Origin of the sequence: Sphingomonas sp. CV7422, from assembly GCF_027945725.1 — a bacterium.
GTDB lineage: Bacteria > Pseudomonadota > Alphaproteobacteria > Sphingomonadales > Sphingomonadaceae > Sphingomonas > Sphingomonas kyungheensis.
In genome coordinates this window covers 534481-559124 of sequence record NZ_CP115900.1, presented here as the reverse complement: position 1 = coordinate 559124, position 24644 = coordinate 534481, and the positions used below count along the sequence as shown (strand labels likewise).

The 24644-nt window shown below is 69.2% G+C and carries 22 protein-coding genes and 1 riboswitch; of the genes, 15 read left to right on the top strand and 7 right to left on the bottom strand.

Annotation, left to right across the window (positions count from 1 at the left end):
- Positions 1-75 precede the first annotated feature (75 nt).
- The 4 genes from PBN85_RS02680 to PBN85_RS02665 all read left to right on the top strand — a co-directional run bounded on the left by PBN85_RS02680 (position 76) and on the right by PBN85_RS02665 (position 4981).
- A complete protein-coding gene (locus PBN85_RS02680; RefSeq protein WP_271300072.1) occupies positions 76-810 on the top strand; it encodes a methionine ABC transporter ATP-binding protein in 735 nt (244 codons plus the stop codon).
- Positions 807-1472, top strand: coding sequence for a methionine ABC transporter permease (locus PBN85_RS02675; RefSeq protein ID WP_037534066.1), 666 nt, complete (start codon positions 807-809; stop codon positions 1470-1472). Before PBN85_RS02680 ends, PBN85_RS02675 begins: the two co-directional genes overlap by 4 nt.
- An 11-nt stretch (positions 1473-1483) precedes the next feature.
- Positions 1484-2278: a MetQ/NlpA family ABC transporter substrate-binding protein gene (locus PBN85_RS02670; RefSeq protein ID WP_037534064.1), complete on the top strand. Its 795-nt coding sequence runs from the start codon at positions 1484-1486 to the stop codon at positions 2276-2278.
- A gap of 297 nt (positions 2279-2575) precedes the next feature.
- Positions 2576-4981 (top strand): hypothetical protein, encoded by a 2406-nt coding sequence (locus tag PBN85_RS02665; protein ID WP_271300071.1) that lies wholly within the window; start codon positions 2576-2578, stop codon positions 4979-4981.
- A gap of 3 nt (positions 4982-4984) precedes the next feature.
- Here PBN85_RS02665 and PBN85_RS02660 read toward each other — a convergent pair whose 3' ends face one another.
- Positions 4985-5125 carry a hypothetical protein gene (locus tag PBN85_RS02660; RefSeq protein ID WP_153810798.1) on the bottom strand — a complete coding sequence of 47 codons (141 nt, stop codon included), beginning with the start codon at positions 5123-5125 and terminating at the stop codon, positions 4985-4987.
- 156 nt (positions 5126-5281) lie between these two features.
- On the opposite strand from PBN85_RS02660, the gene PBN85_RS02655 reads away from it, so the two are divergent.
- Together PBN85_RS02655 and PBN85_RS02650 are read left to right on the top strand one after the other, a co-directional pair.
- Positions 5282-5623, top strand: a complete 342-nt coding sequence (locus PBN85_RS02655) for a PilZ domain-containing protein (RefSeq protein ID WP_271300070.1) — start codon at positions 5282-5284, stop codon at positions 5621-5623.
- 77 nt (positions 5624-5700) lie between these two features.
- A complete protein-coding gene (locus PBN85_RS02650; RefSeq protein WP_271300069.1) occupies positions 5701-5898 on the top strand; it encodes a hypothetical protein in 198 nt (65 codons plus the stop codon).
- Positions 5899-6085: 187 nt separating this feature from the next.
- On the opposite strand, the gene PBN85_RS02645 is transcribed toward PBN85_RS02650, so the two are convergent.
- Positions 6086-6940: an amidohydrolase family protein gene (locus PBN85_RS02645; protein WP_271300068.1), complete on the bottom strand. Its 855-nt coding sequence runs from the start codon at positions 6938-6940 to the stop codon at positions 6086-6088.
- On the bottom strand, positions 6937-7320 hold the full coding sequence (locus tag PBN85_RS02640) for an L-rhamnose mutarotase (protein ID WP_271300067.1): 384 nt from the start codon (positions 7318-7320) through the stop codon (positions 6937-6939). Before PBN85_RS02640 ends, PBN85_RS02645 begins: the two co-directional genes overlap by 4 nt.
- Before the next feature lie 81 nt (positions 7321-7401).
- Here PBN85_RS02640 and PBN85_RS02635 point away from each other — a divergent pair, with 81 nt between their 5' ends.
- Positions 7402-8181 (top strand): IclR family transcriptional regulator, encoded by a 780-nt coding sequence (locus PBN85_RS02635; protein WP_037534059.1) that lies wholly within the window; start codon positions 7402-7404, stop codon positions 8179-8181.
- 71 nt (positions 8182-8252) lie between these two features.
- On the top strand, positions 8253-9260 hold the full coding sequence (locus tag PBN85_RS02630; protein WP_271300066.1) for a zinc-binding alcohol dehydrogenase family protein: 1008 nt from the start codon (positions 8253-8255) through the stop codon (positions 9258-9260).
- Between the two features lie 3 nt (positions 9261-9263).
- Here the strand turns inward: PBN85_RS02630 and PBN85_RS02625 are convergent, their stop codons facing one another.
- Complete coding sequence (locus tag PBN85_RS02625) at positions 9264-10268, bottom strand: zinc-dependent alcohol dehydrogenase family protein (RefSeq protein WP_271300065.1); 1005 nt, start codon at positions 10266-10268, stop codon at positions 9264-9266.
- 110 nt (positions 10269-10378) lie between these two features.
- On the opposite strand from PBN85_RS02625, the gene PBN85_RS02620 reads away from it, so the two are divergent.
- Genes PBN85_RS02620 through PBN85_RS02610 form a run of 3 tightly spaced genes read left to right on the top strand, consistent with a single transcriptional unit; the run spans position 10379 to position 14207 of the window.
- The gene (locus PBN85_RS02620) at positions 10379-10900 is read left to right on the top strand and encodes a 2Fe-2S iron-sulfur cluster-binding protein (RefSeq protein ID WP_271300064.1); all 522 of its coding nucleotides are present in this window, start codon (positions 10379-10381) and stop codon (positions 10898-10900) included.
- Complete coding sequence (locus PBN85_RS02615; protein ID WP_271300063.1) at positions 10897-11880, top strand: FAD binding domain-containing protein; 984 nt, start codon at positions 10897-10899, stop codon at positions 11878-11880. Before PBN85_RS02620 ends, PBN85_RS02615 begins: the two co-directional genes overlap by 4 nt.
- Positions 11877-14207, top strand: coding sequence for a xanthine dehydrogenase family protein molybdopterin-binding subunit (locus PBN85_RS02610; protein WP_271300062.1), 2331 nt, complete (start codon positions 11877-11879; stop codon positions 14205-14207). The genes PBN85_RS02615 and PBN85_RS02610 overlap by 4 nt, the downstream gene beginning before the upstream one ends.
- Positions 14208-14231: 24 nt before the next feature.
- Here the strand turns inward: PBN85_RS02610 and PBN85_RS02605 are convergent, their stop codons facing one another.
- Positions 14232-15575 carry a multidrug effflux MFS transporter gene (locus tag PBN85_RS02605; RefSeq protein WP_271300061.1) on the bottom strand — a complete coding sequence of 448 codons (1344 nt, stop codon included), beginning with the start codon at positions 15573-15575 and terminating at the stop codon, positions 14232-14234.
- Positions 15576-15708: 133 nt separating this feature from the next.
- On the opposite strand from PBN85_RS02605, the gene PBN85_RS02600 reads away from it, so the two are divergent.
- Complete coding sequence (locus PBN85_RS02600) at positions 15709-18564, top strand: TonB-dependent receptor domain-containing protein (RefSeq protein WP_271300060.1); 2856 nt, start codon at positions 15709-15711, stop codon at positions 18562-18564.
- A gap of 40 nt (positions 18565-18604) precedes the next feature.
- On the opposite strand, the gene PBN85_RS02595 is transcribed toward PBN85_RS02600, so the two are convergent.
- Positions 18605-19576, bottom strand: a complete 972-nt coding sequence (locus PBN85_RS02595) for a hypothetical protein (RefSeq protein WP_271300059.1) — start codon at positions 19574-19576, stop codon at positions 18605-18607.
- A 262-nt stretch (positions 19577-19838) separates the two neighbouring features.
- Positions 19839-19948, top strand: a riboswitch (TPP riboswitch).
- Between the two features lie 30 nt (positions 19949-19978).
- Between PBN85_RS02595 and PBN85_RS02590 the strand changes: the two genes are divergently transcribed.
- Genes PBN85_RS02590 through pnuC form a run of 3 tightly spaced genes read left to right on the top strand, consistent with a single transcriptional unit; the run spans position 19979 to position 23987 of the window.
- The gene (locus PBN85_RS02590; RefSeq protein ID WP_271300058.1) at positions 19979-22276 is read left to right on the top strand and encodes a TonB-dependent receptor; all 2298 of its coding nucleotides are present in this window, start codon (positions 19979-19981) and stop codon (positions 22274-22276) included.
- A 44-nt stretch (positions 22277-22320) separates the two neighbouring features.
- Positions 22321-23415: a phosphotransferase enzyme family protein gene (locus PBN85_RS02585; protein ID WP_271300827.1), complete on the top strand. Its 1095-nt coding sequence runs from the start codon at positions 22321-22323 to the stop codon at positions 23413-23415.
- Complete coding sequence (gene pnuC / locus PBN85_RS02580; RefSeq protein WP_271300057.1) at positions 23412-23987, top strand: nicotinamide riboside transporter PnuC; 576 nt, start codon at positions 23412-23414, stop codon at positions 23985-23987. The genes PBN85_RS02585 and pnuC overlap by 4 nt, the downstream gene beginning before the upstream one ends.
- Here pnuC and PBN85_RS02575 read toward each other — a convergent pair.
- A complete protein-coding gene (locus PBN85_RS02575; protein WP_271300056.1) occupies positions 23914-24549 on the bottom strand; it encodes an exonuclease domain-containing protein in 636 nt (211 codons plus the stop codon). The two genes, pnuC and PBN85_RS02575, sit on opposite strands and share 74 nt — an antisense overlap.
- Between the last annotated feature and the right edge of the window lie 95 nt (positions 24550-24644).

Here is a 24644-nt window from a genome sequence, read left to right as displayed (position 1 = left end):
CGCCCGGGCTGGCGCGCCGTCCGGCGATCCGCCACAGGCTCGGGCTTTGTGTGCGAAGGCGATGACGCAGCGATCATGATCCGGCTGACCGATGTCCAGAAACTCTATCCCGGCGGCACCGCGCCGGCGCTCGACGGCGTGTCGCTGTCGATCGCCAGAGGCGAGGTGTTCGGCATCATCGGCCGCTCGGGCGCCGGCAAGTCGACGCTGATCCGCCTGCTCAACGGCCTCGAACGCCCGAGCGCCGGCCATGTCGAGGTCGACGGCACGTCGATCGAGCGTCTCTCCGCCGCCGAGCTGCGCGCGCTGCGCCGGCGGATGGGGATGATCTTCCAGAACTTCGGCCTGCTCGCCTCGCGCACCGTCGCCGACAACGTCGGCTTTCCGCTGCGCCTCGCCGGCGTGTCGCGCCACGAGCGCGGCGCCAAGGTAGAGGCCCTGCTCGACCGCGTCGGCCTCGCCGAACTGCGCGATCGCTATCCGGCGCAGCTGTCGGGCGGCCAGCGCCAGCGTGTCGGCATCGCCCGCGCGCTCGCCACCGATCCCGACGTGCTGCTCTGCGACGAGGCGACCAGCGCGCTCGATCCCGAGACGACGCGCGATGTGCTCGAACTGCTGCGCGACCTCAATCGCGAGCTCGGCCTGACCATCGTCCTCATCACCCACGAGATGGAGGTGGTGCGCGGCCTGTGCGATCGCGTCGCGGTGATCGAGGCCGGGCGGATCGTCGAGACCGGCGCGGTCGACGCGATCTTCGCCGATGCGCGCCATCCGGCGACGCAGCGGATGCTGGCGGCGGTGGCGGCATGACCGGGCTGTTCGCCAACGTCGACTGGGCGGAGATCGGTCGGGCCTGTCTCGACACGCTCGCGATGCTCGGCGGTTCGCTGCTGCTCACCATCCTGTTCGGCCTGCCGCTCGGCGTGCTGCTCTATCTCACCGGCGAGCGCGGGCTGCTCGCCAGCCGGGCCGGCAATGCGGTGCTCGGTGCGATCGTCAACGTGCTGCGCTCGGTACCGTTCATCATCCTGCTGATCGTGATGATCCCGCTGACCATGGCGCTGGTCGGCACATCGCTCGGCGTCGCCGGGGCGATCCCGCCGCTCGTCGTCGGCGCCGCGCCGTTTTATGCGCGGCTGGTCGAGAGCGCGTTGCGCGAGGTCGACCGGACGACGATCGAGGCGACGCAGGCGATGGGCGCGACGACGCGGCAGATCGTCACCGGCGCGCTGATCCCCGAGGCGCTGCCCGGGCTGATCGCCGGTGCGACGGTGACCGCGGTCGCGCTCGTCTCCTTCACCGCGATGGCCGGCGTTGTCGGTGCCGGCGGGCTCGGCGATCTCGCCATCCGCTTCGGCTATCAGCGGTTCCAGACCGACGTGATGATCGTCACCGTCGTGCTGCTCGTCGCGCTCGTCCAGCTCATCCAATATGGCGGCGACCGTCTCGCCCGCCACGTCACCCGCCGTTGAAGGTCCTGCCCATGCACCGCCGTCTGCTGCTCGCCACCCTGACGCTGTCCGCGCTCGCCGCCTGTTCGGGCGGCGCGAAGCCCGATGCCAATACGCTCACCGTCGCCGCCACCGCGGTGCCGCACGCCGAGATCCTGGAACAGGTCAAGCCGGTGCTCGCCAGACAGGGCATCACGCTCGATATCCGCGTGTTCAACGACTATGTGCAGCCCAACCTGCAGGTCGACCAGCGTCAGATCGACGTCAACTACTTCCAGACCAAGCCCTATCTCGACCAGTTCAACGCCGCGCGCGACACGCATCTGACGCCTTATGCCGGCATCCATGTCGAGCCGCTCGGCGGCTATTCGCGCCGCTGGAAGACGCTCGCCGCCTTGCCCGACGGCGCCACCGTCGCCCTGCCCAACGAGCCGAGCAACGGCGGCCGCGCGCTGCTCCTGCTCCAGCGCGCCGGGCTGATCCGCCTCAAGGATCCGACCAACGCCCTGTCGACGCTGCGCGACATCGCCGCCAATCCCAAGCATCTCCAGTTCCGCGAGCTCGAGGCGGCGACGCTGCCGCGCGTGCTCGGCGAGGTCGATCTGGCGATGATCAACACCAATTACGCGCTCGACGCCAAGCTCAACCCGATCCGTGACGCCTTGGTGATCGAGGATGCCAAATCACCCTACGTCAATTTCGTCGTCGGCCGCGCCGGCGAACAGAACGACCCGCGCGTCGTCAAGCTGATCGCGGCCTTGCGCAGCCCGGCGATCAAGACCTTCATCGAACGGCGCTACAAGGGGGCGGTGCTGCCGGCGTTCTAGATTCGGTTGGCGCGATGGCCGTTGCGCTGGGAATGGGATTTCGCGCAGAGGCGCAGAGGACGCGGAGGTGTAGCGTTTGCGGCTGGTGTCGCCGATCCGCTCAGGCCTGACGATGACAGGGCCGCGCTGACCGGGGGACTGCCCCTCTGCGTCCTCCGCGCCTCTGCGCGAACCCGGTCACGCCGCACCCGCACAGACATCAAGCCGGACGAAATCACGCCAACAGCCTCAATTGGAACACAAGCGCGCGGCACAAGCGCGGCCCTGTCGTATCGGACCCGGATCGCCGCCGAACCCATGCCGCGCTATCTTCCTTCCCTGTCTCTCGTCGCCCTCCTCGCCGCCGCCGCATGGCGGGTGGAGGCGGCGCCGGCGCAATTCGATCTGGTCGGGCCGCGGCTCGACGTCGCGGTGACGCATAACGGCGCGACGCTACCGCTCGCCTGGGTGCCCAATCTCAGCGAGGGCGACCGCATTTCGATCAAGCTCGATTCGCCGCCCGCCGGCACCGAGAAGTTCCGCATCGTCGCCAGCTTCCTGCGCGGCGCGGTCGAGCGGCCGCCGCACGACTGGTTCTTCGACACGCTCGCCGGCAAGCGCCACGACAAGCAGGACGGCGGCACGCTGTCGCTGATCGTCCCCAAGGGTGCGCAGCAGCTCGCCTTGTTCATCCTCCCCGTCAAGGGCGGCAGCAGCGACGCGGTGGCGAGCGCGGTGCGCAAACAGCCCGGCGCCTTCGTCCGCGCGGTGCAGGACCTGAACCAGGCGACGCTCGACCGCGCCCGGCTCGACACCTTCCTCAACGTGCTGCTCGAGGCCGAGCGGCAGGACCCGTCGAGCGTCAGCGCCACCTCCCAGATCCTCACCCGCAGCCTGTCGATCAAGCTCAAGGCGGAATGCCTGCAACAGCCGGTCGAATTGCAGGCCGCCTGCCTGACCGGCGATCGCGAGACGTTGCTGTTCGCCGACACGCACAGTTCGGCGCTCGCCGATACGCTCGCCGGCGCGCCGACCGATCTCGCCTTCCAGCTCAGCGCGACGCCGCAGGCGGGCTATGGCTCCTACAGCTCGTATATCGGCGTCGTCCGCGATATCTTCCGGCTGTTCGGCGCCTTCCAGTCGACGCAGCTGCAATTCGTGCCGGCGCTGGCGCGGATGGACGACAGCCGGCTGACCTTGCTGCTCAACACGCCTTTGTCCTTCGCCAAGCCGGCCTCGGTGATGGTCGTCGGCCTGCCGGCGATCGAGGCGGCCAAGCCGCCGCCGTTGCGCAAGGGCGAAGACGTCGGGCTGGTCTGCGCGAGCGCGGGCTCGGTGCTGCCGGTCGAGGGCGCGCCGCTCGTCTATGCGACGCGTTACGCGCGCGACGTGCGGATTCGCGCCACCGGCAGCGGCGGCACGACGGTCGATCTGCCCGCGCACGCCGATCCGCGTCGCGGCGGCTATGTCCTCGACCAGTCGCTGCCGGCCGCCGGCTTCACCGGCGCCGTCGCCGGGCAGTTGCGCGGCAATTGGGGGTTCACCGCCTTCGACGGGCCGCGCTTCCGCCTGTCGCGTCCCATGGCGAACCAGTGGAGCGCGCCGGCCGACGCCTCGCTCGTCATCGGCCGCACCAACACGCTCGCGCTCGCCGGCGAGGGCGGCGGCTGCGTCACCGGCGTGACGATGCGGCGCGGCGACGGCGCGCCGCAACCGCTGACGTGGAAGCAGGACGGCGAGCGCGGCCTGCTCGTCGACGTGCCGCTCGACAAGGCCGCGCCGGGGACGGTGACGCTGACGGTCCAGGGCGCCGCCGGTGCCGCGCCCGCGACGCTGTCGCTGCCGGCGTTGCAGGAGATCGGCCGGCTCGACGCGCTGACGCTGTCCGCCGGCGACGACAATGCGCTGCTCAGCGGCTCGCGGCTCGATCAGGTGCGCGAAGTCCGGCTCGGCAGCGTGCTCCTCCGTCCCGGCGCGCTGACCCGCTCCGACCGCGCCGATCAGCTCGTGCTGGCGCCGGCCGATCCCGCGGCGCTGCGCGCGCTCCCCGCCGGCGAGCGCCTCACCGCCGAGGTGCGCTTCGTCGGGGACCGCCGCAAGACGATCGCGGTCACGGTGGCGCCGGCGCGGCCGCTGCCGGTGATCCTGCACAAGAGCGTCGCACCGGCAGTCCATGCCGGGGTGCTGCCGGTCACGCTCAGCCCCGATGATCGCATCGCGCAGGACGCGCGCTTCACCTTCGCCTTCCGCCTCGACCCGGCGACGCCGCTGACCGGTCAGGAGACGATCGAGATCGCGGCGGGCGAAAATGGTGTCACCGCGCGGCTCACCATCGGCAAGGGCTATGACCTGCAGGACGCCGCGACCGGGATCGTCTCCTTCGTGCCGGGCGAGGCGCTCGGCGGCGTCGCGCACGGGCCGCTGCGCGTCCGCATCCTGCGCGACGGCAGCGCGACGCGCTGGGCGCCGCTCGGCAGCGTCGTCCGCCTGCCCGAGGTGCGCGGCATCGCCTGTAGCGGCACGCGCTGCACGGTGAGCGGCGACCGGCTGTTCCTCGCCCAGGCGATCGCCACCGATGCGACGTTCACCACGGCGCAGCCGATCCCCGACGGCTTCACCGCGACGGCGGTCGACCTGCCCGCACCCGGCGGACAGAAGCCGGCGCAGCTATTCATCCGGCTGCGCGACATGCCCGACAGCGTCGCGGCGGTGGCGGTGCCGTGACGGTCACGCCTGCGGATCGCGCTTGCCGTGGCGGACGCGGATCAGCCCGCACAACGGGCAGCGATGAATCATCGTCCCCGGACGCAGCGTCGCGGGCTTGATCGACCAACGGTGCAGTCCCAGCCGGCAGCGGAAAGCGGGCATGATTTGCTCCTGGAAAAAACCGCGCTCTTGCGCCCGACGCGATGCCATTATGCTGAACCGGTCGTTTATCTTCGGTTCACAGCCCCCGAGGCGCGGCAAAACTTTGCGCGCGCGACGGGAAGCACATCTTAACCTATCCGATGATAGACGAAGATCATGCCATCCGTCGATCCCACCCCCTATCCCGCCTGGCTCGCCCAGGAAGAACGCCAGGCCGATCGCCTGCCGGTCAGTTGGCCGTCGACGATCTCGTCGCTCAAGTTCGACGAGGAGCCGTGCACGATCTGCGACGTCACCCATCTCGGCTGCCGCGTCCTGCTCGATCGCCGCGTCACGGTCGGGACCTATGTGACGATCGCGATGCCGCAGCTGACCAAGCTGGAGGGCTGGATCGCCTGGAACCGCGGCCATGAGGTCGGCGTCGAGTTCAGCCATCCGCTGCCGGCGAGCATCCTCGACGATATCGAGACGCGGCTGCGCGCCGGGCCGCCGCACTGATCCCACCGTACCGTTCCGTGACGGCATGCCGGTAGAGAGACGCTTCGCACCGCGACCATCTCTGCTACGACGGCGCCATGCTCAAGACACGGATCAGGCGGCTTTCCCATCAGCGCGACTCGGCGGCGGAGCGGTTGAATGCGATCGAGGCGTCGATCGTCGCGCTCGATGACGAGGATCTGCTCGACCTCGCCGACATCTTCCGCGCCCGCGCAGAAACACCGCTTGCCCTGATCGCGGCCTCGGAGATGACGCGCCGCGGCCTGCGGCTCTAGCCTTCACCCGACCGGCGCGGCGTCAGAGCCGGCGAGCGTCGTCGGTCCGCCGGCCCGGCAGCGGCGTCGCGAACCATTGACCGGCGGCCCGGCCGAACCGCCGGTCATCCCCGGCGTGGTCGCGACTGGTTGAGCGTTGGCCGGCCCGCCGCGCTGTCTGCGCTTGGTGTCCGCCAGTCCCGTCGCGTCAGTCGCTTATCCCGTAAAATCGCCGCGCGCTGGCGGCGAACAGGCGGCGCTCTCCCGCCGCATCCAATCCGGCGAGCGCGCGCGCGGTCGCGAACCAGTCGGCATAATCGTCGCCGCTGACCAGCAGCACCGGCCAGTCGCTCCCCCACATCAGCCGCTCGCCGAAACAGGCGACGAGATGGGTGACATAAGGCGCCAGCGCCGCCGCCGGCTCGCCTGCGGCCTGTTCGGTGCGCAGCCCGGACATCTTGCACCAGACATTGCCCAGCCCGGCCAGCGCCGCGATCCGCTCGCGCCACGGATCGAGTCCGCCCGCCGCCGCGCCCGGCTTGGCGGCATGATCGATGACGATCGGCAGGTCGGGCCAGCGCGTCGCGAACGCATGGAGCGGCATCAGATGCCGCGGCTGGACGAGCGCATCGAAGCGCAGGCCGTGCGCGATCATCGCGCGGATCGCCGGGTCGAGCGCGGGTTGCAGCAGCCAGTCGTCCTGCGGAATCGCCTGGAGCATCGGCCGCAGCCCCCGCAGCTTGCGCCGCCCGGCGAGCGTCGCGATCCGCGCCGCCGCATCCTCGGCGAGCAGGTCGGCCCAGCCGACCACCGCCCCGACCAGCGGCTCGTCGGCGGCGAGCGAGCACAGCCAGTCGGTGTCCGCATCGGTCGGCTGCGACTGGACGAGCACCGTCGCGGCGAGATCGATCCCCGCGCTCGCCGCGCGCAGATCGGCGATGGCGAAATCACGGTGGATCACCGGCAGGTCGGCGTCGGGCCATTGATGCCCCGGCGTGTCGAGCCGCCAGACATGCTGATGCGCATCGATCACGCCGCTGACCGGCGGGCGCGGCGCGCTCACGGCTGTTCGTCGAGCGAATAGATCCGCTCCGCCGCGACCCATTTCTCGCCCGGCGCGGCGAAGGGCAGGCGGCGCTGGAATTTCTCCATCAGCGCCTCCCACGCCTGCACGTCGGGGTCGGCGGCATCGGCCGCCGCCTTGGCCGTCGCGGAGAAGGCCGGTCCGGTCTCCATGACCATCGCCAGCCGGTCGCCGACATGCCAGATCTCCAGCGATTCGATCCCGCTCGCGCGGATCGACCGGTTGATCGCGGCGGGCGGTCCGCCGGCGCGATGCCAGTCGCGATAGGCGGCGATCGAGTCGGACGACGGATCGATGTCGAGCAGCAGCAGGTGACGGGTCATGGCACGGGCCTCGGCATGGGTCTGGTCGCGCGTCATCGCGCAACCCCCGTGCCACGGCCAGCGATTTGACACGCCCCGCCGGCTTTCGCATGGCAGCGGAGCAAGAGGGAGGGCGCGATGGCGTCGGGTTCGAAGACCACCTACGCGGCGCCGGCGGTGGAAAAGGCGTTCGAGATCCTCGAACTGCTCGAAACGCAGCCGAGCGGGATCCTGATCAGCGAGATGGCGGTCCGACTCGGCCGGTCGGTCGGCGAGCTGTTCCGCATCGTCGTGGTGATGGAGCAGCTCGGCTATCTCCAGAAATCGCCGCGCGACGACCGCTATTCGGTCGCCTACAAATTGCTCGACCTCGCCTATCGCGCCACGCCGGCGCAGGATCTCGTCGCTGCGGCGCGCCCGGCGATGCGCCGGCTGGCGATCGAGACCGGGCAATCGTGCCATCTCGTCGTGCTCAACGGCGGCAGCGGCCTCGTCATCACGCGCGAGCAGAGCCCGGGGACGCGCGGTTTCTCGCTGCGGCTCGGCGCGGGGATCGACCTGCTGTCGAGCTGTTCGGGCAACGTCCTGCTGGCCTTCGCCTCCGACGAGACGCAGGCGGCGGAGATGGCGCAGGCGATCGCCGCCAGCGCCAAGCCGGTCGATCGGGAGGCGCTCGACCGCAAGCTCGATCAGGTGCGGATGCGTGGTCATGACCAGCGCCAGAGCCCGATCACCCGCGGCGTCACCGATCTCAGCGTGCCGGTGTTCGGGTTCGACGGTCAGATCGCCGCGGCGCTGACCATTCCGTTCCTCGAGCTGATCGACGGCTCGCAGACCGTCGATATCACGACCGCGCGCACGCTGCTCCGCAGCGCCGCGGCCGACATATCGACGACGCTCGGCTTCCACGCCGGCTGACGCGGTTTCGCTCTTGCACGACGGCGCTGCATCTTTCATATATGCAACCTCTCTTGCAGAATGGACCTACCGTGCTGACGATCGTGTGCCAGCAACCTTTTGCGCTGAAGGCGGTCGAGCGCGACGCGCCGGTCGCCGGCCCTGACTCGCTGCTCGTCCGCATCCGCCGCGTCGGCCTGTGCGGCACCGATTATCATATCTACGCCGGTCGCCAGCCGTTCCTCTCCTATCCGCGCGTCATGGGCCACGAGCTCGCCGGTGAGGTGATCGCCGCGCCGGCCGGCTCCGCCTTCGCCGTGGGGCAGGTGATCACGATCAACCCCTATCTCGCCTGCGGCACCTGCATCGCCTGCCGCGCCGGCAAGCCCAATTGCTGCACCCGGGTCGCGGTGCTCGGCGTCCATGTCGACGGCGGCATGGCGGAGGTGATCGCCCTTCCCGAACGCGCCGCGATCGACGCCACCGGCCTGACGCTCGATCAGGCGGCGATGGTCGAATTCCTCGCGATCGGCGCGCATGCGGTGGCGCGCGCGCGGCTGCGCGGCAACGAGACCGTGCTGGTCCGCGGCGCCGGGCCGATCGGCCTTGCCACCGCGCTGTTCGCGCGGCTCGACGGCGCGCGCGTCCTGCTGTTCGATACGCGCGCGGCACGGCTCGACCAGGCGCGCAGCCGCTTCGGCTTCGATGCCATCCTCGCCGACGCACAGGCCGACGCGCGGCTCGACGCGGCGAGCGGCGGCAACGGCTTCGACTGCGTGTTCGACGCGACCGGCAGCATCGCCGCGATGAACGCCGGGCTCGCCTGCGTGGCGCATGGCGGCAGTTACGTGCTGGTCGGCGTCGCCAAGGGCGACCTCGTCTTCGCCGACCCGGAATTCCACAAGCGCGAGACGACCCTGCTCGCCAGCCGCAACGCGCTCGCCGCCGACTTCGCCCGCGTCATCGCCGCGATCCGCAGCGGTGCGATCGACACCGCCGCGCTTCACACCCACAGCGTCGCCGCGATCGACCTGCCCACGGCGATGCCGGGGCTGATCGAGCGCGCCGATCAGGTGCTCAAGGCGATCGCCAGCTTCTGACCGTTACCATTCCACCCCGATCTTGCCGAAGTGGTTGCCGTCCATCTCATATTGGAAGGCGTCGGCGAGCCGGTCGAGCGGGAAGCGGCGATCGATCACCGGGCGGATGCCGGTCGCGTCGAGCGCGCGGACGAATTCCTGCTGCTCGCGGCGGCTGCCGACGATCAGCCCCTGCAGCCGCGCCTGCTTGCCCATCAGCGCCGCGGTCGGCACCTCGCCCGACACGCCGGTGAGCACCCCGATCAGCGAGATATGCCCGCCGACCCGCACCGCCGTGATCGACTGGGCGAGCGTGCCCGGTCCGCCGACCTCGACGACATGGTCGACGCCGCCCTCCGCCCAGTCGAACACCGTCTGCCCCCAATCCTCGTCGGTACGGTAGTTGACCGTGAAGTCCGCCCCCAGCGCCTTGGCGCGTTCGAGCTTGTCGTCCGATGACGAGGTGATCGCGACGCGCGCGCCCATCGCCTTGGCGATCTGCAACGCCCAGATCGATACGCCGCCGGTGCCGAGCAGCAGCAGCCGGTCGCCCGCCTTGATCTGCGCATCGACCACCAGCGCACGCCACGCGGTCAGCCCGGCGGTGGTGATCGTCGCCGCCTCGACCGCGTCATAGCCCTTGGGCGCATGCGTGAAGGCGGTGGCGGGCAGCACGACATGCGATTGCGCGAAGCCGTCGATGCCGTCGCCGGGCGTGCGGCTGAAGTCGCCGATCGTCGGCGTGCCGTCCTGCCAGTCCGGGAAGAAGCACGACACCACGCTGTCGCCGACCGCGAATTCGTCGACGCCCTCGCCGACCGCCTCGACCGTGCCGGCGCCATCGGCGAGCGGGATGCGTCCGTCGTCGCTCGGCATGCGGCCGAGGACGATGCCGAGATCGTGATAGTTGAGCGAACTGCCGTGCAGCGCGACGCGGATCGCACCGGCGCCGGGCGCACCCGGATCGGGCCGGTCGGCGGGCGTCAGTCGGTCGAGGCCGCCGGGCGCGGAAACTGTCATCGCTTGCATCACGTCATCCTTGCTGTTCGCCGCCTCCAACGCCTCACGGCCCGTCGCTTTCCCCGTGGCACAGGCCGATTGCCTGAGCTAAGTTAAATGAAATATTGGGAGAACGCGCGATGCCCCTGACCGTCAACGGAGCCACGGTGCCGCTGCCCGACGATCCGCGCGTCTCCCTGCTCGATCTGCTGCGCGATACGCTGCATCTGTCGGGCACCAAGATCGGTTGCAACCAGGGCGCGTGCGGCGCCTGCACCGTGCTGGTCGACGGCGAGCGCATCGTCTCCTGCCTCGCGCTGGCGGTGCAATATGACGGCCGCGCGGTGACGACGATCGAGGGTATCGCCGACGGCGAGACGCTGCACCCGTTGCAGGCGGCGTTCATCGAGCATGACGGGTTCCAGTGCGGCTATTGCACGCCGGGCCAGATCTGCTCGGCGATCGGCATGGCCGCCGAGCTCGAACGCGGCATGCCCAGCCACGTCACCGGCGACCTCGCCGCGACGGTCGTCCTCGACGCCGACGAACTGCGCGAGCGGATGAGCGGCAATCTGTGTCGCTGCGGCGCGCATAACGGCATCGTCGCCGCGATCCTCGACGTCTACGGCCCCGCCAGGGTCGATCAGGAGGTTGCGGCATGACCCCCTTTGCCTTCACCCGCGCCGCCGCCACCGACGAGGCGCTGCGCCTCGCCGCCGCGCCGGCCGCGCGCTATCTCGGCGGCGGCACCAACCTCGTCGACCTGATGCGCGAGACGGTCGAACGGCCCGCGACCTTGGTCGACGTCACCGCCCTGTCGACCACGATCGAGCCGGAGGACGGCGGCCTGCGCATCGGAGCGGGCGTGCGCAATGCGGCGCTCGCCGCGCATCCCGCGGTCCGCCGCGACTATCCGGTCGTGGCGCGCGCGCTCCTCGCCGGCGCGAGCGCGCAGATCCGCAACATGGCGACGGTCGGCGGCAATCTGCTCCAGCGTACCCGCTGCACCTATTTCTACGATGTCGAAGGCTCGCGCTGCAACAAGCGCGTGCCGGGCGCCGGCTGCGACGCACGCGACGGCTTCAACCGCATCCACGCCATCCTCGGCGCGTCGCAGGCCTGTGTCGCGACGCATCCGTCCGACATGGCGGTGGCGCTCGCCGCCCTCGACGCCACCGTCCATTGCGCGACGGCGCAGGGCACGCGCACGCTGCCGCTGGTCGACCTGCATCGCCTGCCCGGCGACCATCCCGAGATCGAAACGGTGCTCGAACCGGGCGAGCTCATCACCCACGTCACGCTGCCGGCGCTGCCGGACGGGACGCGATCGACCTATCGCAAGGTGCGCGACCGCGCGAGCTATGCCTTTGCGCTCGTTTCGGTCGGTGCGGCGCTGCGCGTCGAGGACGGCCGCATCGCCGACGTGCGCCTCGCGCTCGGCGGCGTCGCGCACCGGCCGTGGCGGGCGACGCAGGCGGAGGCGGCGCTGCGCGGCCTGCCCGCGACGCGCGCCAGCTTCGAGGCCGCCGCCGCCGCCGAACTCGCCGCCGCGGTGCCGCTGCGCGACAATGGCTTCAAGATCGAACTCGCGCGGCGGACGATCACCGCCGTGCTCGCCGAGCTTTCAGGAGTGGACGCATGAGCATCCTCGAAGACGCCAAACAGGCGGTCAAGGGCGCCGCGCAGGCGGCGATGCAGAGCGCGGTGCAGATGGCGCCGGACAGCTGGATGCCCGGTGGCCGTCCCGATCCGCTGATCCGCGAACGCCACGGCTATACCGGCCGGCCGGTGTCGCGCGTCGACGGCGCCGTCAAGGTGCGCGGCGTCGCGCCCTATGCGGCGGAATTCCCGCTCGACCGGCTGACCTATGCCGCTTTGGTGTTCAGCACCGTCGCCAAGGGTCGGATCGCGACGCTCGACACCGCGGCGGCGGAGGCCGCGCCCGGCGTCGTACTGGTGATGACGCATCGCAACGCGCCGCGCATGCAGCCGATGCCCCTGTTCATGACCTCGGAAAAGGCGTGCGGCGGCAACGACCTGCCGATCATGCAGGACGACCGTATCTATTGGAACGGCGAGCCGGTCGCGCTCGTCCTCGCCGAGACGCAGGCGCAGGCCGATCACGCCGCCTCGCTGATCCGCGTCGACTATGTCGCCGAAGCGTCGGTCACCGATTTCGGCGAGGCCAAGGCGCACGGCACCGAACCCGGCCAGTTCATGGGCCAGCCGCTCAAATATGGCAGCGGCGATGCCGAGGCGGCGCTCGCCGCCGCGCCGCATCGGGTCGATGCGCGCTATACGACGCCGCGTCACAGCCACAATGCGATCGAGCTGCACGCGGTCACCGTCGCCTGGCAGGGCGAGACGCTGCGCGTCCATGACGCGTCGCAGATGGTCGCGCACATGGCCTGGTCGCTCGGCCATGTCTTCGGCCTCGCCGAGGATCAGGTCCACGTCACCTCGCCGTTCGTCGGCGGCGGCTTCGGCGGCAAGGGGCTGTGGCAGCATCAGGTGCTCGCCGCCGCCGCCGCCAAGCTCGCCGGGCGACCGGTGCGGCTGATGCTGTCGCGCGAGGGCGTCTACCGGATCGTCGGCGGGCGCACCGTCACCGAACAGCGCGTCGCGATCGGCGCGCAGGCGGATGGCGGCTTCGACGCGCTGGTCCACACCGGCACGGTGGCGATGAGCCACCACAACGTGCTCCCCGAACCGTTCATCCTGCCGACGCGCAGCGCCTATGCGAGCAAGACGATGAAGCTCGATGTCGAGGTCGCGTATCTCGACATGGTCGCCAACACCTTCATGCGCGCGCCCGGCGAGGCGGTCGGCACCTTCGCGCTCGAAAGCGCGATCGACGAACTCGCCGTGGCGATGGACATGGACCCGATCGAGCTGCGGATGCGCAACGAGCCCGATACGGACCCGACCACCGGTGCGCCCTTCTCGTCGCGCGAGGTCGAGAAGGCCTATCGTGACGGCGCGGCGCGCTTCGGCTGGGCGCAGCGCGGCACGCCGGGCAGCCGCCGCGAGGGCGAATGGCTGATCGGCACCGGCGTCGCCACCGCCACCTATCCTTATTATCGCATGCCCGGCGGCGCGGCGCGGATCACGCTGACCCGCCACGGCCACGTCACCGTCGACATCGCCGCGCATGACATGGGCATGGGCACCGCCACCGCCCAGTCGCAGGTGATCGCCGACCGGCTCGGCGTTTCGATGGAGCAGGTCACCTTCCGCTACGGCGACAGCAGCCTGCCCGGCACGGTGATGGCGGGCGGATCGCAGCAGACCGCGGCGATCGGTGCGGCGGTGGTCGCGGCGCATCGCGCGCTCGTCACCGAATTGCTCAAGCTCGCCGGCAACGATTCCCCGCTCGCCGGGCTCGATGGCGATGCGGTCGGCGGGCGGGACGGCGGCCTCGCCCGGCTCGACGATCCGGCGCGGCACGAAAGCTATGCCTCGATCCTCGCACGTGCGCAGCGCGACACGGTGGTGGTCGAGGCGAGCGCGCCGATGCCGCTCGAGACGATGCATTGGTCGATGCACTCGCACGGCGCGATGTTCTGCGAGGTCCGCGTCAATGCGGTCACCGGCGAGGTGCGGGTCAGCCGCTTCCTCGGATCGTTCGACTGCGGCCGCATCCTCAACCCCAAGACCGCGGCGAGCCAGTTCCGCGGCGGCATCATCATGGGGCTCGGCCTCGCGCTGATGGAGGAGACGCAATATGACGAGCGCAGCGGCCGGATCATGAACCCCAGCCTCGCCGAATATCACGTCCCCGTGCACATGGACGTGCCGGCGATCGAGGTGATGTGGACCGACGTGCCCGATCCGCACACGCCGATGGGTGCGCGCGGCGTCGGCGAGATCGGCATCACCGGCGTCGGCGCGGCGGTCGCCAATGCGGTGTTCAACGCCACCGGCAAGCGCATCCGCGACCTGCCGATCACGCTCGACAAATTGCTCTAGCGCCGCGCCGCGGAGGGCGCCGGGTCAGGCGCCCTCCGCCATCCGCGGCCGGAACAGCTCGCCCTTCTCTACCACCCAGACCAGCGCCAGCACCGCGACGCCGATGCCGAGATAGCCGATCGCCAGCGGCAGCGTCGTGCCGGCATAGGACTGGCCGATCGCGCTGCCGACCAGCACCGCGCCGATGCTGGTGATGAACCCCTGCACCGACGAGGCGCTGCCGGCGATATGGCCGACCGGCTCCATCGCCATCGCGCCGAAATTCGAACCGCACAGGCCGATGCAGGTCATGCTCGACGCCTGCAGGATCATGAAGCTGACCAGCGTCTCGTGCCCGTTGAGGATGATCGCGACGTGGATCACCGACAGCGCGATCAGCGCGAGCACCGCCGACTGCGAGATCAGCCGCGTGCCGAGCCGCTCGACCAGCCGGCTGTTGGCGAAGGAGGCGAGCCCCATCGAAAAGGCGCAGGCCGCGAACAGCAGGGTGAAACGCCGTCCTGCGCCGAATTCCTCGACGAAGATCTGCTGCGCCGACGAGACGAAGGCGATGATCCCGCCGAAGGTCAGCGACGCGGCGAGCGCATAGCCGACCGAATAGCGGTTGGTCAGCGTCAGCCGGTAGCTGCCGGCGAGATTGGCGAGCGACAGCGGCCGGCGCCGCGCCACCGGCAGCGTCTCGCCGAGCCGCAGCGACGACCAGGCGAGCACCACCGCGGCGAACACCGCGAGGCCGTAGAAGATCACCCGCCACGGCCCGAAGGCGAGCAGCCCCTGCCCCAAAGTCGGCGCCATGATCGGCACGATGAAGAAGATCATCTGCGCCACCGACATCGTCCGCGCCATCTGCCGCCCGGATTCCCGGTCGCGGACGATCGCCACCGCCAGCACACGCGTCGACGCCGACATCAGCCCCTGCAACAGCCGCGCGCCGAGCAGCGCCGCGAAGCTCGCCGAGCCGGCGGCGAACACGCTCGCCGCGATGAACCCCGCCAGCGTCGCCACCAGCACCGGCCGCCGGCCGTAGCGATCGGCGAGCGGCCCGTAGACCAACTGGCCGATGCCGAAGCCGACCATATAGACCGTCACCACCCATTGCCGGTGATTGGCCTCCGTCACCATCAGATCGCGGCCGATGTCGGCGAGGGCAGGCAGCATCAGGTCGACGCCCAAGGCATTGACCGCCATCACCGCGGCGATGAAGGCGACGAATTCGCGCGGCGCCATGCCGGCGGACGATGGGGTGTCGGTCATCGCGCGGCTATCGACGCGATGAGGCTGCGCGGCAAGGCCAAGTCCCTGATCCGGTGCTGGTTCGGGCCTCCCGCGAATGTCGGGACGGCAACGACTGTTACCGCATTGCAACATTATGCAAAATATCCGTACCGAAATGCCCGATCGCGTCGCATCATATGGTCGTCAGGCGCCTTTGCTGCATAATGATCGTGCGACACCGCAAAGGGCGCAGACAAGGGGAACAGCAATGCGTGCAACGACCTGGATGATCCGATCTTCCCGTCTGGCGATGGTCGCCGGGCTGGCGCTGTCCGCGCAGGTCGCGTCGGCGCAGCTCGCCACCGATCCGCAGACGCCGACCGCGCCCGCCGCCACCGAGGCGCCGGCGGAGGACATCGTCGTCACCGGCTCGCGCATCCGCCGCGATCCGCTCGACCAGCCCTCGCCGGTGGTCACCGTCGACGATGCGGCGATCGCGCGCACCGGCCTGTCGTCGGTCGCCGACGTGCTGCAGCGGCTGCCCGCCTCGTCGGGCGGTCTCAACTCGAAGTTCAACAGCTCGGGCAATTTCGGCAATCCGCCCGACGGCGGCGGCGTCGGCGCGGGCTCGGCGGTGCTCGACCTGCGCTATCTCGGCCCCAAGCGCACGCTCGTGCTGGTCGACGGCCTGCGCTACGTCAACGGCGCCTCGGCGAGCGGCATCCCCGCCACCGTCGATCTCAACTCGATCCCCTCGTCGATGATCGAGCGGATCGAGGTGCTACAATCGGGCGCCTCGCCGCAATATGGCTCGGACGCGATCGCCGGCGTCGTCAACATCATCACCAAACAGAATCAGAAGGGGCTCAAGGCGTCGGCGCAATACGGCCAGTTCCTCGGCGACAATGACGGCAAGACGCAGGATTACCAGCTCAGCTACGGGCTCGGCGACGATCATGTCCATGTCGTCGCAGGCGGCTATTACACCAAGCAGGAAGCGGTCAGCGCCGCCGACCGCAGCATCTCGCAATATCCCAATCCCGGCCAGACGAGCTGTTCGGACCCGATCGGCGGCTGTTCCAGCTTCACCCCGCTCGGCCGCTTCCTCGTCAACGGCCAGAACCTGACGCTGCGCGGACCGGTGGCGAGCGGCCGCCCGGTATACGACCCGACGCTGGCGACCGGCGACTTCAAGGCCTTCACCGCGGCCGACCGCTATAATTTCGCGCCGTTCAACTATTTCCTCACCCCGGTCGAACGCTACGGCGGTTTCGTCAACGCGCGCGCCAGTTTCTCCGATGCGCTCAACCTGCGCGTCAAGGCGGTGTACAATCGCCGCAACTCGCAGAATCAGGCCGCCTATCTGCCGCTCGGCATCGGCCCGGACGTCGGCAACGGCAATCTGCTCGACACGCTGTCGGTCGACGCGACCAATCCCTATAATCCGTTCGGCGTGACGCTGACGCCGGGGCAGAATTACACAGCGATCTTCCGCCGCCTGGTCGAGGCCGGCCAGCGAACCTACAGCCAGCAGGTCGACACCATGTCGCTGACCGGCACGCTCGACGGCAAGTTCCGCCTGTTCGGCCATAATTGGTATTGGGATGCCAATGCGGTGATCGGTTACAACGACGCCAAGCAGCTGTTCACCGGCAACATCAACGCCGCCAAGCTCGCCCGGGCGATCGGCCCGGTCAGCCAGTGCACCGACGATTGCGTGCCGTTCAACTTCTTCGGCGGCGTCGGCTCGATCACCCCGGCGATGCTCGGCTATATCGGCTTCGACGAGCGTGACCGCAGCAGCCAGACGCTCAACGATTATACCGCCAATCTGTCGGGCGAGCTGTTCGACCTGCCCGGCGGCCCGGTCGGCATCGCGATCGGTTATGAGCATCGCTACCAGTTCGGCAGCTTCACCCCCGATCCGGTGATCCAGGCCGGGCTCGGCGCCGACATCCCGGCACAGGCGGCGAGCGGCAAGTTCAACGTCGACGAAGTCTATGGCGAGATCCGCCTGCCGCTGCTCCGCGACCTGCCCGCGATCGCCTCGCTCGAACTCAACGGCGCGGTGCGCCACTCCAATTACTCGACCTTCGGCAGCAACACGACGTTCAGCGGCGGCGCCTTGTGGAAGCCGGTCAGCGACCTGCTGCTGCGCGGCCAATATGCCGAATCCTTGCGCGCTCCGTCGATCGGCGAGCTGTACGGCGCGCAGTCGCGGTTCGATGCGTCGATCGACGATCCGTGCACCAGCGCGAGCGGCGGCCAGTTCGCCTCGAACGCGACGGTGCGGACCAATTGCATCGCCAACGGCGTCCCCGCCGGCGGCAGCTATGCCGAGCCGCAGGGCGGCCAGTTGCCGGTGCTGACCGGCGGCAATCCCGACCTGCGTCCGGAGACCGCGCGGACCCTGCTGTTCGGCGGCGTCTACAGCCCGCGCTGGGCGCGCGGCGGCACGCTCTCGGCGCTCAGCCTCGAGGTCAATTATTACGACATCAAGGTGGAGGGCGCGATCGCCTCGATCCCGGCGCAGGTGCTGCTCAGCCGCTGCGCCGAGACCGGCGATGCGCTGAGCTGCGCGGCGATCCGGCGCGCGCCGAGCGGCATCGTCACCGCGATCAACGGCCTGCTGCTCAACACCGGCGGCGTCCGCACCCGCGGCATCGACGCGACGCTGACGATCCGTTCGGGCGAGACCGGCGCGGGTCGCTTCGGCCTCTATGTCTCGGGCAATTACCTGCTCAAATATGCCGAGAGCACGCCGGCGACCGGCGGCTTCACCACCACCGACTATGTCGGCACCGAGCGCGGCTCCCCCGACCAGACCTATCCGCATTTCAAGGGCCTCGGCACGATCGACTGGTCGATCGGCCCGGTCACCGCGAGCATCACCGCCCGCTATATCGACAATGTCCAGGAGATTTCCGCCGACAACGAGCTGAAGAGCCGCCTCTACGGCGACGCCCAGCTCCAGTTCCGCCCGCGCTGGCTGGACTCGCGCTTCGCCTTCACCTTCGGCGTCAACAACGTCTTCGACAAGGACCCGCCGGCCTGCTTCAGCTGCAGCCTCAACAATTACGACCCGACCACCTACGACATCCCCGGCCGCTTCGGCTATCTGCGCCTGTCCTACGGACTGTAAGGGGTGGCGTGCCGGGGCGCTGGCCCCGGCACGTTGTATGTTATTGCAGGCGGCCGGTGAGGAGAGCTGCGTCGAAGCCACCGTCGGCCAGCTTGAAGCTGACCAAGAGCGCGATCTCCTTGGCACCCTGGCCGTAGAGGCGACCGATAAAGGTGCCCGTAATTTTGCCATCCTGGCTTTTAAGCGTCCCCGATATGCGGGCACTGCCATCCTTCGTTCCGGTTATCGTAAATGGCACCGAACCCGAACCGTCTTTCACGACGAGAGGAATATTTCCCGATACAGTCCCTGTAGCGCAATCAACTGTCAACGCTTGGGCAGCCACCTGATCCTTTGCGTTGTTTTGTTCCGCTATCAGCGCGGAATACGTCAACGTTCCGGTGGTTGGAATTTCGATTGGATTGGTCGGCGAACCAATGATGAGCAGGCGCGCGACCTTGTCATCGTTGAACTGCGCTTCGGCGAAACTTTCGTACTTGGAGAGACCGTCCGGCAAACCGAGCAGCACGTAACCGCCCGAAGCGTTAAACTCCAACTTGCGCCGTACGGAAAACGTGCCGTTACCCGCCGAGTAGGTACCTTTCCCCGGCAGGTCGGTGCTGTCAGCCAAGGTGACCGTCCCGCCCTGCGTGGTATAGGTCGTCACCCCCGTTTCCGACGAAGACAAAGCAATCGCGACAAATTTCCCAGCAGAAAGATTGATATCCATTCGGTCATAGCCGGTGAAGCTTCGATCCTTCGTAAAATCGGCCGCCTTTTCGTAGGTGTATACGCGAGCTGTCGGCGCAGGAGTAGGCGTCGGCGCCGGAGTGGGCGTCGGGGCCGGAGTAGGCGCCGGCGTCGGGGCGGGAGTGGGTGCCGGGGTCGGCGCGGGCGTGCTGCCTGTTGTCACCGGTACCGGCGCCGAACCGCCCTTGCCATCCGAGCCGCATCCGCTCGTCGCCAGGACCAGCACCATCGCCGTCATCAAACGCCGCTTCATTACGCACTCCATCAGATCGGGCGCGCCCATCGCTCACCCTAACTCATTTATAGAAGCGCGGCTGTCCGAATTACCCAAGGTAGGCGATATAGAATCTGCTATATGCTTACTGCTTACAATATCCGACTTTTTTGATTTGCCGCGCCGCACCGGAATATGATCGATCGTTATTTTCTTTGCTTCGATATTGTTACAAGTCCGACTTATTATTCTGTAATACAGAACTTTACCTAACCACGCACCAAACCCACCGCTCAACCCCCTATCGCCCTCCCGCCAAAGCCGCTAAGCCACGCCCTCCCCGGGGGGCCGCTGACGTGTGGCTGAGAGGTGGGCAGCAGCCCACGACCCGCTGAACCTGATCCGGGTGATACCGGCGTAGGGAGGGTGCGCGGTCCGCCGTCGTTCCTCCGGATGACGTGGATGCGAACGATGTCGGCTGATCTGCCTTATGCTCCCTTCGCGCTGCGGCGTGCGCTGCCGCCGCTCACGCTGGCGCTCGCCGCGGTCGCCGCCCCCGCCGCGGCGCAGACGAGCGAGACCACCGATATCCGCGTGATCGGCCGCGCCGATCCCGCCGGGCTGCTGCCGGATCAGGAGACGCCGCGCGCCGAAAGCGCGATCTCCGCCGATTACATCGTCAAACAGGCCCCGACGCTCAACGCCTTCCAGCTCGTCGCGCTGCTCCCTGGCGCGACCGTCGCGTCGAGCGATCCCTATGGCCTGTCGACCAGTTCGAGTCTGACGCTGCGCGGACTTGGCCAGGACGAGATCGGCGTGCTGATGGAAGGCGCGCCGCAGAACGACATCGGTTATTATTACGCCTATCCGGCGCAATTCGCCGATCCCGGCAATCTGCGGCGGATCGGACTCGCCCAAGGATCGGTCGATATCGACTCGCCGACGCTCGGCGGCGCAGGCGGGCTGCTGTCGCTGGCGCTCGACGATCCCAAGGCGCGGCCGCAGGCGCTCGTCGACCTGTCGCTCGGCAGCTATGCGGCACGGCGCGCCTTCGCCCGCGTCGACAGCGGCGCGATCGCCGGCACCGGGCTCAAGGCCTTCCTGTCCTATTCCTACACCCGCGCCGACAATTGGCGCGGCGCCGGCTATGACGTTCGCCAGCATGTCGACGCCAAGCTGCTCAACGAATGGGGCGACAATCGCGCCAGCCTCGCGCTGTCGTACAATGACGCCAACAGCTCGACCTATCCGAGCCCGACGCTCGCCGACTGGCAGGCGCAGGGACGCGGCTTCAATTATGCGAGCCGCTACACGCCGGGCGCGACCGATTATTGGAAGCTCTATCGCGCGCCGTTCCGCAACCTCTACGCCTCCGCGCCGGTCCACCTCAGGCTCGGCGAGGCGCTGAGCTTCGACAGCACCAGCTACGCGCAATGGGGCTATGGCAACTCGCCTTATGGGACGCAGCTGACCAGCGAGGGCAATTTCCTCGGCGACGAGGCGCTCGGCGCGATCACGCTGCCCGGCGCGGTCGACGGCGTCGCCACCGTGCTCGGCAATTACACCGGTGACCAGTTCCGCGGCGGCAGCGTCGCCAAATTGGTGCTGGAGGCGGGGCGGCATCGCCTCACCGCCGGTTTGTGGTTCGACTATGGCACCGATCGCGTCACGCAATCCTATACCAGCCTCAACCCCGACGGTACGCCGACCGACCGCTGGGGCTATCGCGCCAAGGCGATCCGCACCGCCGACGGCCGGTTGCTCGCGTACGAGAACCAGCGCACCGTCACCGTCACCAAGAGCGCCTTCGTCGCCGACCGGATCGCGCTGACGCCGCGGCTGACGCTGGAGCTCGGCATCAAGGGTGTCGACGTGCTGCGCAACGGCCGCAACTATCTGCCCGGCCCGCAGTCGAGCGTGCGGCTCGACAGCTTCGCCGCGCTGCCGCGCGCCGCGCTCCACTTCGATCTCGACGACCGGCAGCAGCTGTTCGCCAACGTCACCACCAATTTCCGCACGCCGAACGAGTTCACGCTCTACGACAGCTATGCGGGCGGCGTGCTGGCGGCGCAGGGGACGGACGCGCTCAAGAACGAATATGCCGTGTCCGAGGAGCTCGGCTATCGCTTCATCGGCGCGAACCTGTCGGCGTCGGTCACCGGCTTCCACTACACGTTCCGCAACCGCCAGCTCGCGACGATCGTCCAATCGGGCGGTGCGCAGGTCAATACGACGCTCAACGCCGGCGGCCAGACCTCTTATGGCGTCGATGCCGAGGTCGATTACCGCCCCGCCGCCGGGGTCAGCCTGTACGTCTCGGGCGAATACCTCCATGCGCGGATCGACGACGACCTGCCGGTCGACGGCGACCTGCTGCCGACGCGCGGCAAGCATGCGGTGTCGAGCCCGACGGTACAGGTCGGCGCGGGCGGCATCTATGACGACGGCCGTCTGTTCGGCAGCATCGCCGGCAAATATCTCGCCCGCCAATATGCCACCTTCCTGAACGACGAGAGCATTCCGGGCTATGCGACGCTCGACCTGTCGATCGGCGTGCATCTCGCCGACTGGCTCGACGGCAAGCGCACCGATCTGCGCGTCAATGCGATCAACGTCACCGATCCGCACGTCCTGTCGGGGGTGCAGGCGGTGACGACCAATGCGCGCGACACGATCGGCCGCAACGGCAGCGTCATCGCCGGCGCGGCGCCGGCCTATTACATCGGCAGCGGCGCGGCGGTGATCGCGACGATCGCGCGCGCCTTCTGACCGTGGCGCGCGCCGCCGATCCCGACGCGCATCGCGTCCACGGCATGGGCGAGGCGCTCGAAGCGCCGGTCTGGCCGCCGATCACTGCGGCGGAGGCGGCGGCGGTGATCGCGCGCTTTCCCGCCGCGGGGCGGTTCGCGGCGCTGCGCTGGCATTCGCCGCGGCCCTTCTCGGCGGCGGCGCTGATCGATACGGATCGCGGCGCACTGCTGCTCAAGCGGCATCACCGCAGCATCCGCAGCGTCGCCGCACTTGCCGAAGAGCATCGCTTCATCGCGCATCTCGCCGACGTCGGCCTGCCGGTGCCGCAGGCTCTGGCAAGCGACGACGGCGCGCGCGCGGTCGCGATCGACTCCTCTTGCTACGAGCTGCACGTCGCCGCACCGGGCATCGATCTGTATCGCGAGCGCCAGTCGTGGACGCCCTATCTGTCGCACGACCATGCTTATGCCGCGGGCGTGATGCTCGCCCGGCTGCACGAGGCGGCGCGCGACTATACGGCACCGCCGCGCGCCGCCGCGCCGCTGATCGCCAGCTATACCATCCTCCCGGCACCCGATCCGTTCGCCGCGGCGCGGGCCTATGTCGCGGCGCGGCCGCGGCTCGCCGCCTTTCTGGCGATTCGGCCGTGGCAGGAGCAGCTCGCCGCCGTTCTCGCGCAGCATGCCGGGGGTCTGGCCGGGCTCGCGGATCAGCCGTCGCTGTGGACGCACAACGACTGGCATCCGTCCAACCTGCTATGGACGCCGCAGGGCACGGTGCGGACGGTGATCGACTTCGGCCTCGCCGACCGCAGCTGCGCGGTGCAGGATATCGCCACCGCGATCGAGCGGATGCTGAACTGGCTCGACCTGCCGCAGACCGATGCCATCGCCGATCCCGCCGCGGTCACCGCGCTGCTCGCCGGCTATGCCGCCGTGCGGCCGCTCGGCGCGGCGGATCGCGCGACGATCGCGCGGCTGCTGCCGCTCAGTCACCTCGAATTCGCGCTGTCGGAAGCCGATTATTTCACCGCGGTGGTCGCCGATCCCGCCGCCGCCGCGCTGGCGTGGGACGGATATGCGATCGGCCATGTCGGCTGGTTCGCGACGCCGCCGGGACGCGCCCTGCTCGCGACGATCCGCGGGACGGGCGGATGAGCCCGCTCGAGATCGTCGCGGTCGTCGTCAGCTTCGCGGGCATCTGGCTGACCGCGCGGCGGCGGATGCTGTGCTGGCCGGTCAACCTGCTCGCCTGCGCGCTCTACGCCAAGCTGTTCCTCGACGTGCGGCTCTATGCCGACATGGTGTTGCAGGGCGCGTTCGGCATCGCGATCCTCTACGGCTGGCTCGCCTGGCTGCGCGGCGTGCGCGACAGCGGCGTGGTGGCGGTGGCGCCGCTGCCCGCGCGGCAGGCGGTCGCCGGCCTCGCCATCGGCGCGATCGCCGCCGCGTCGGTCGGCTGGCTGACCAGTCGCTACACCGATGCCGCGCTGCCGTGGATGGACGCGACGCTGAGCAGCTTCAGCCTCGTCGCGCAATATTGGACCGCGCGCCGCCATGCAGAAAGCTGGCTGCTGTGGATCATCGTCGACGTCACCTATGTCGGCATGTTCATCGTCAAGGCCCTGTGGCTGACCGCCGGCCTCTATGCGGCGATCACGCTGCTGGCGGTTCTCGGCTATCGCCAGTGGCGGCGGGGGGCGCGGCGCGGGCGGCACGCGCCCGCCTGACCGGCGGCGCGAGCCAGTCGGCGAGCGACAGGCCGGTCTGCTCGATCGCGTGCAGCATCACCCAGCCGGCGGCGCGCGCATCGCTCAGCGCATCATGGTGGCGGTGCGGGATGCCGAGGAACCGCGCCAGCCCGCCGAGCTTGTGATTGGGCAGATCGGGCCAGGCGCGTCGCGCCACCCGCACGCTGTCGAGCCAGGTCGTCGCGATCTCCGGCAGCGCATGCACCCGGCACGCCGCGGCGAGCGCGCCCTTGTCGAACGACGAATGCGCGACGGTGACGCGCCCGGCCAGATGGCGGCCGATCGCGGCATGGACATGCGCGAAGGTCGGCCGGCCGATGACGTGATGCGCGGCGATGCCGTGGATTCGCGTGTTGATCGGGTGGAAATCGTCGCACGGATCGAGCAACGTCTCGTAGCTGAACAGCTCGCCGCCGTCGCGAAAGCCGACGATGCCGATCTGGCAGATGCTGCTCACCCGCGCGCAGGCGGTCTCGACGTCGATGACGACGAAGTCGCATGCGGCCGCGTCGTTGCCGGCGGGAGGGGAAGGGGCAGCCACGATCCCCGGCGATCTACGCCCCCGGCACGAGCGCGGCAAGCTGCGGCTATGTCCTTCTGAAACCATCCGTCCGTCGCGGCAGGCCGATGGGCGCA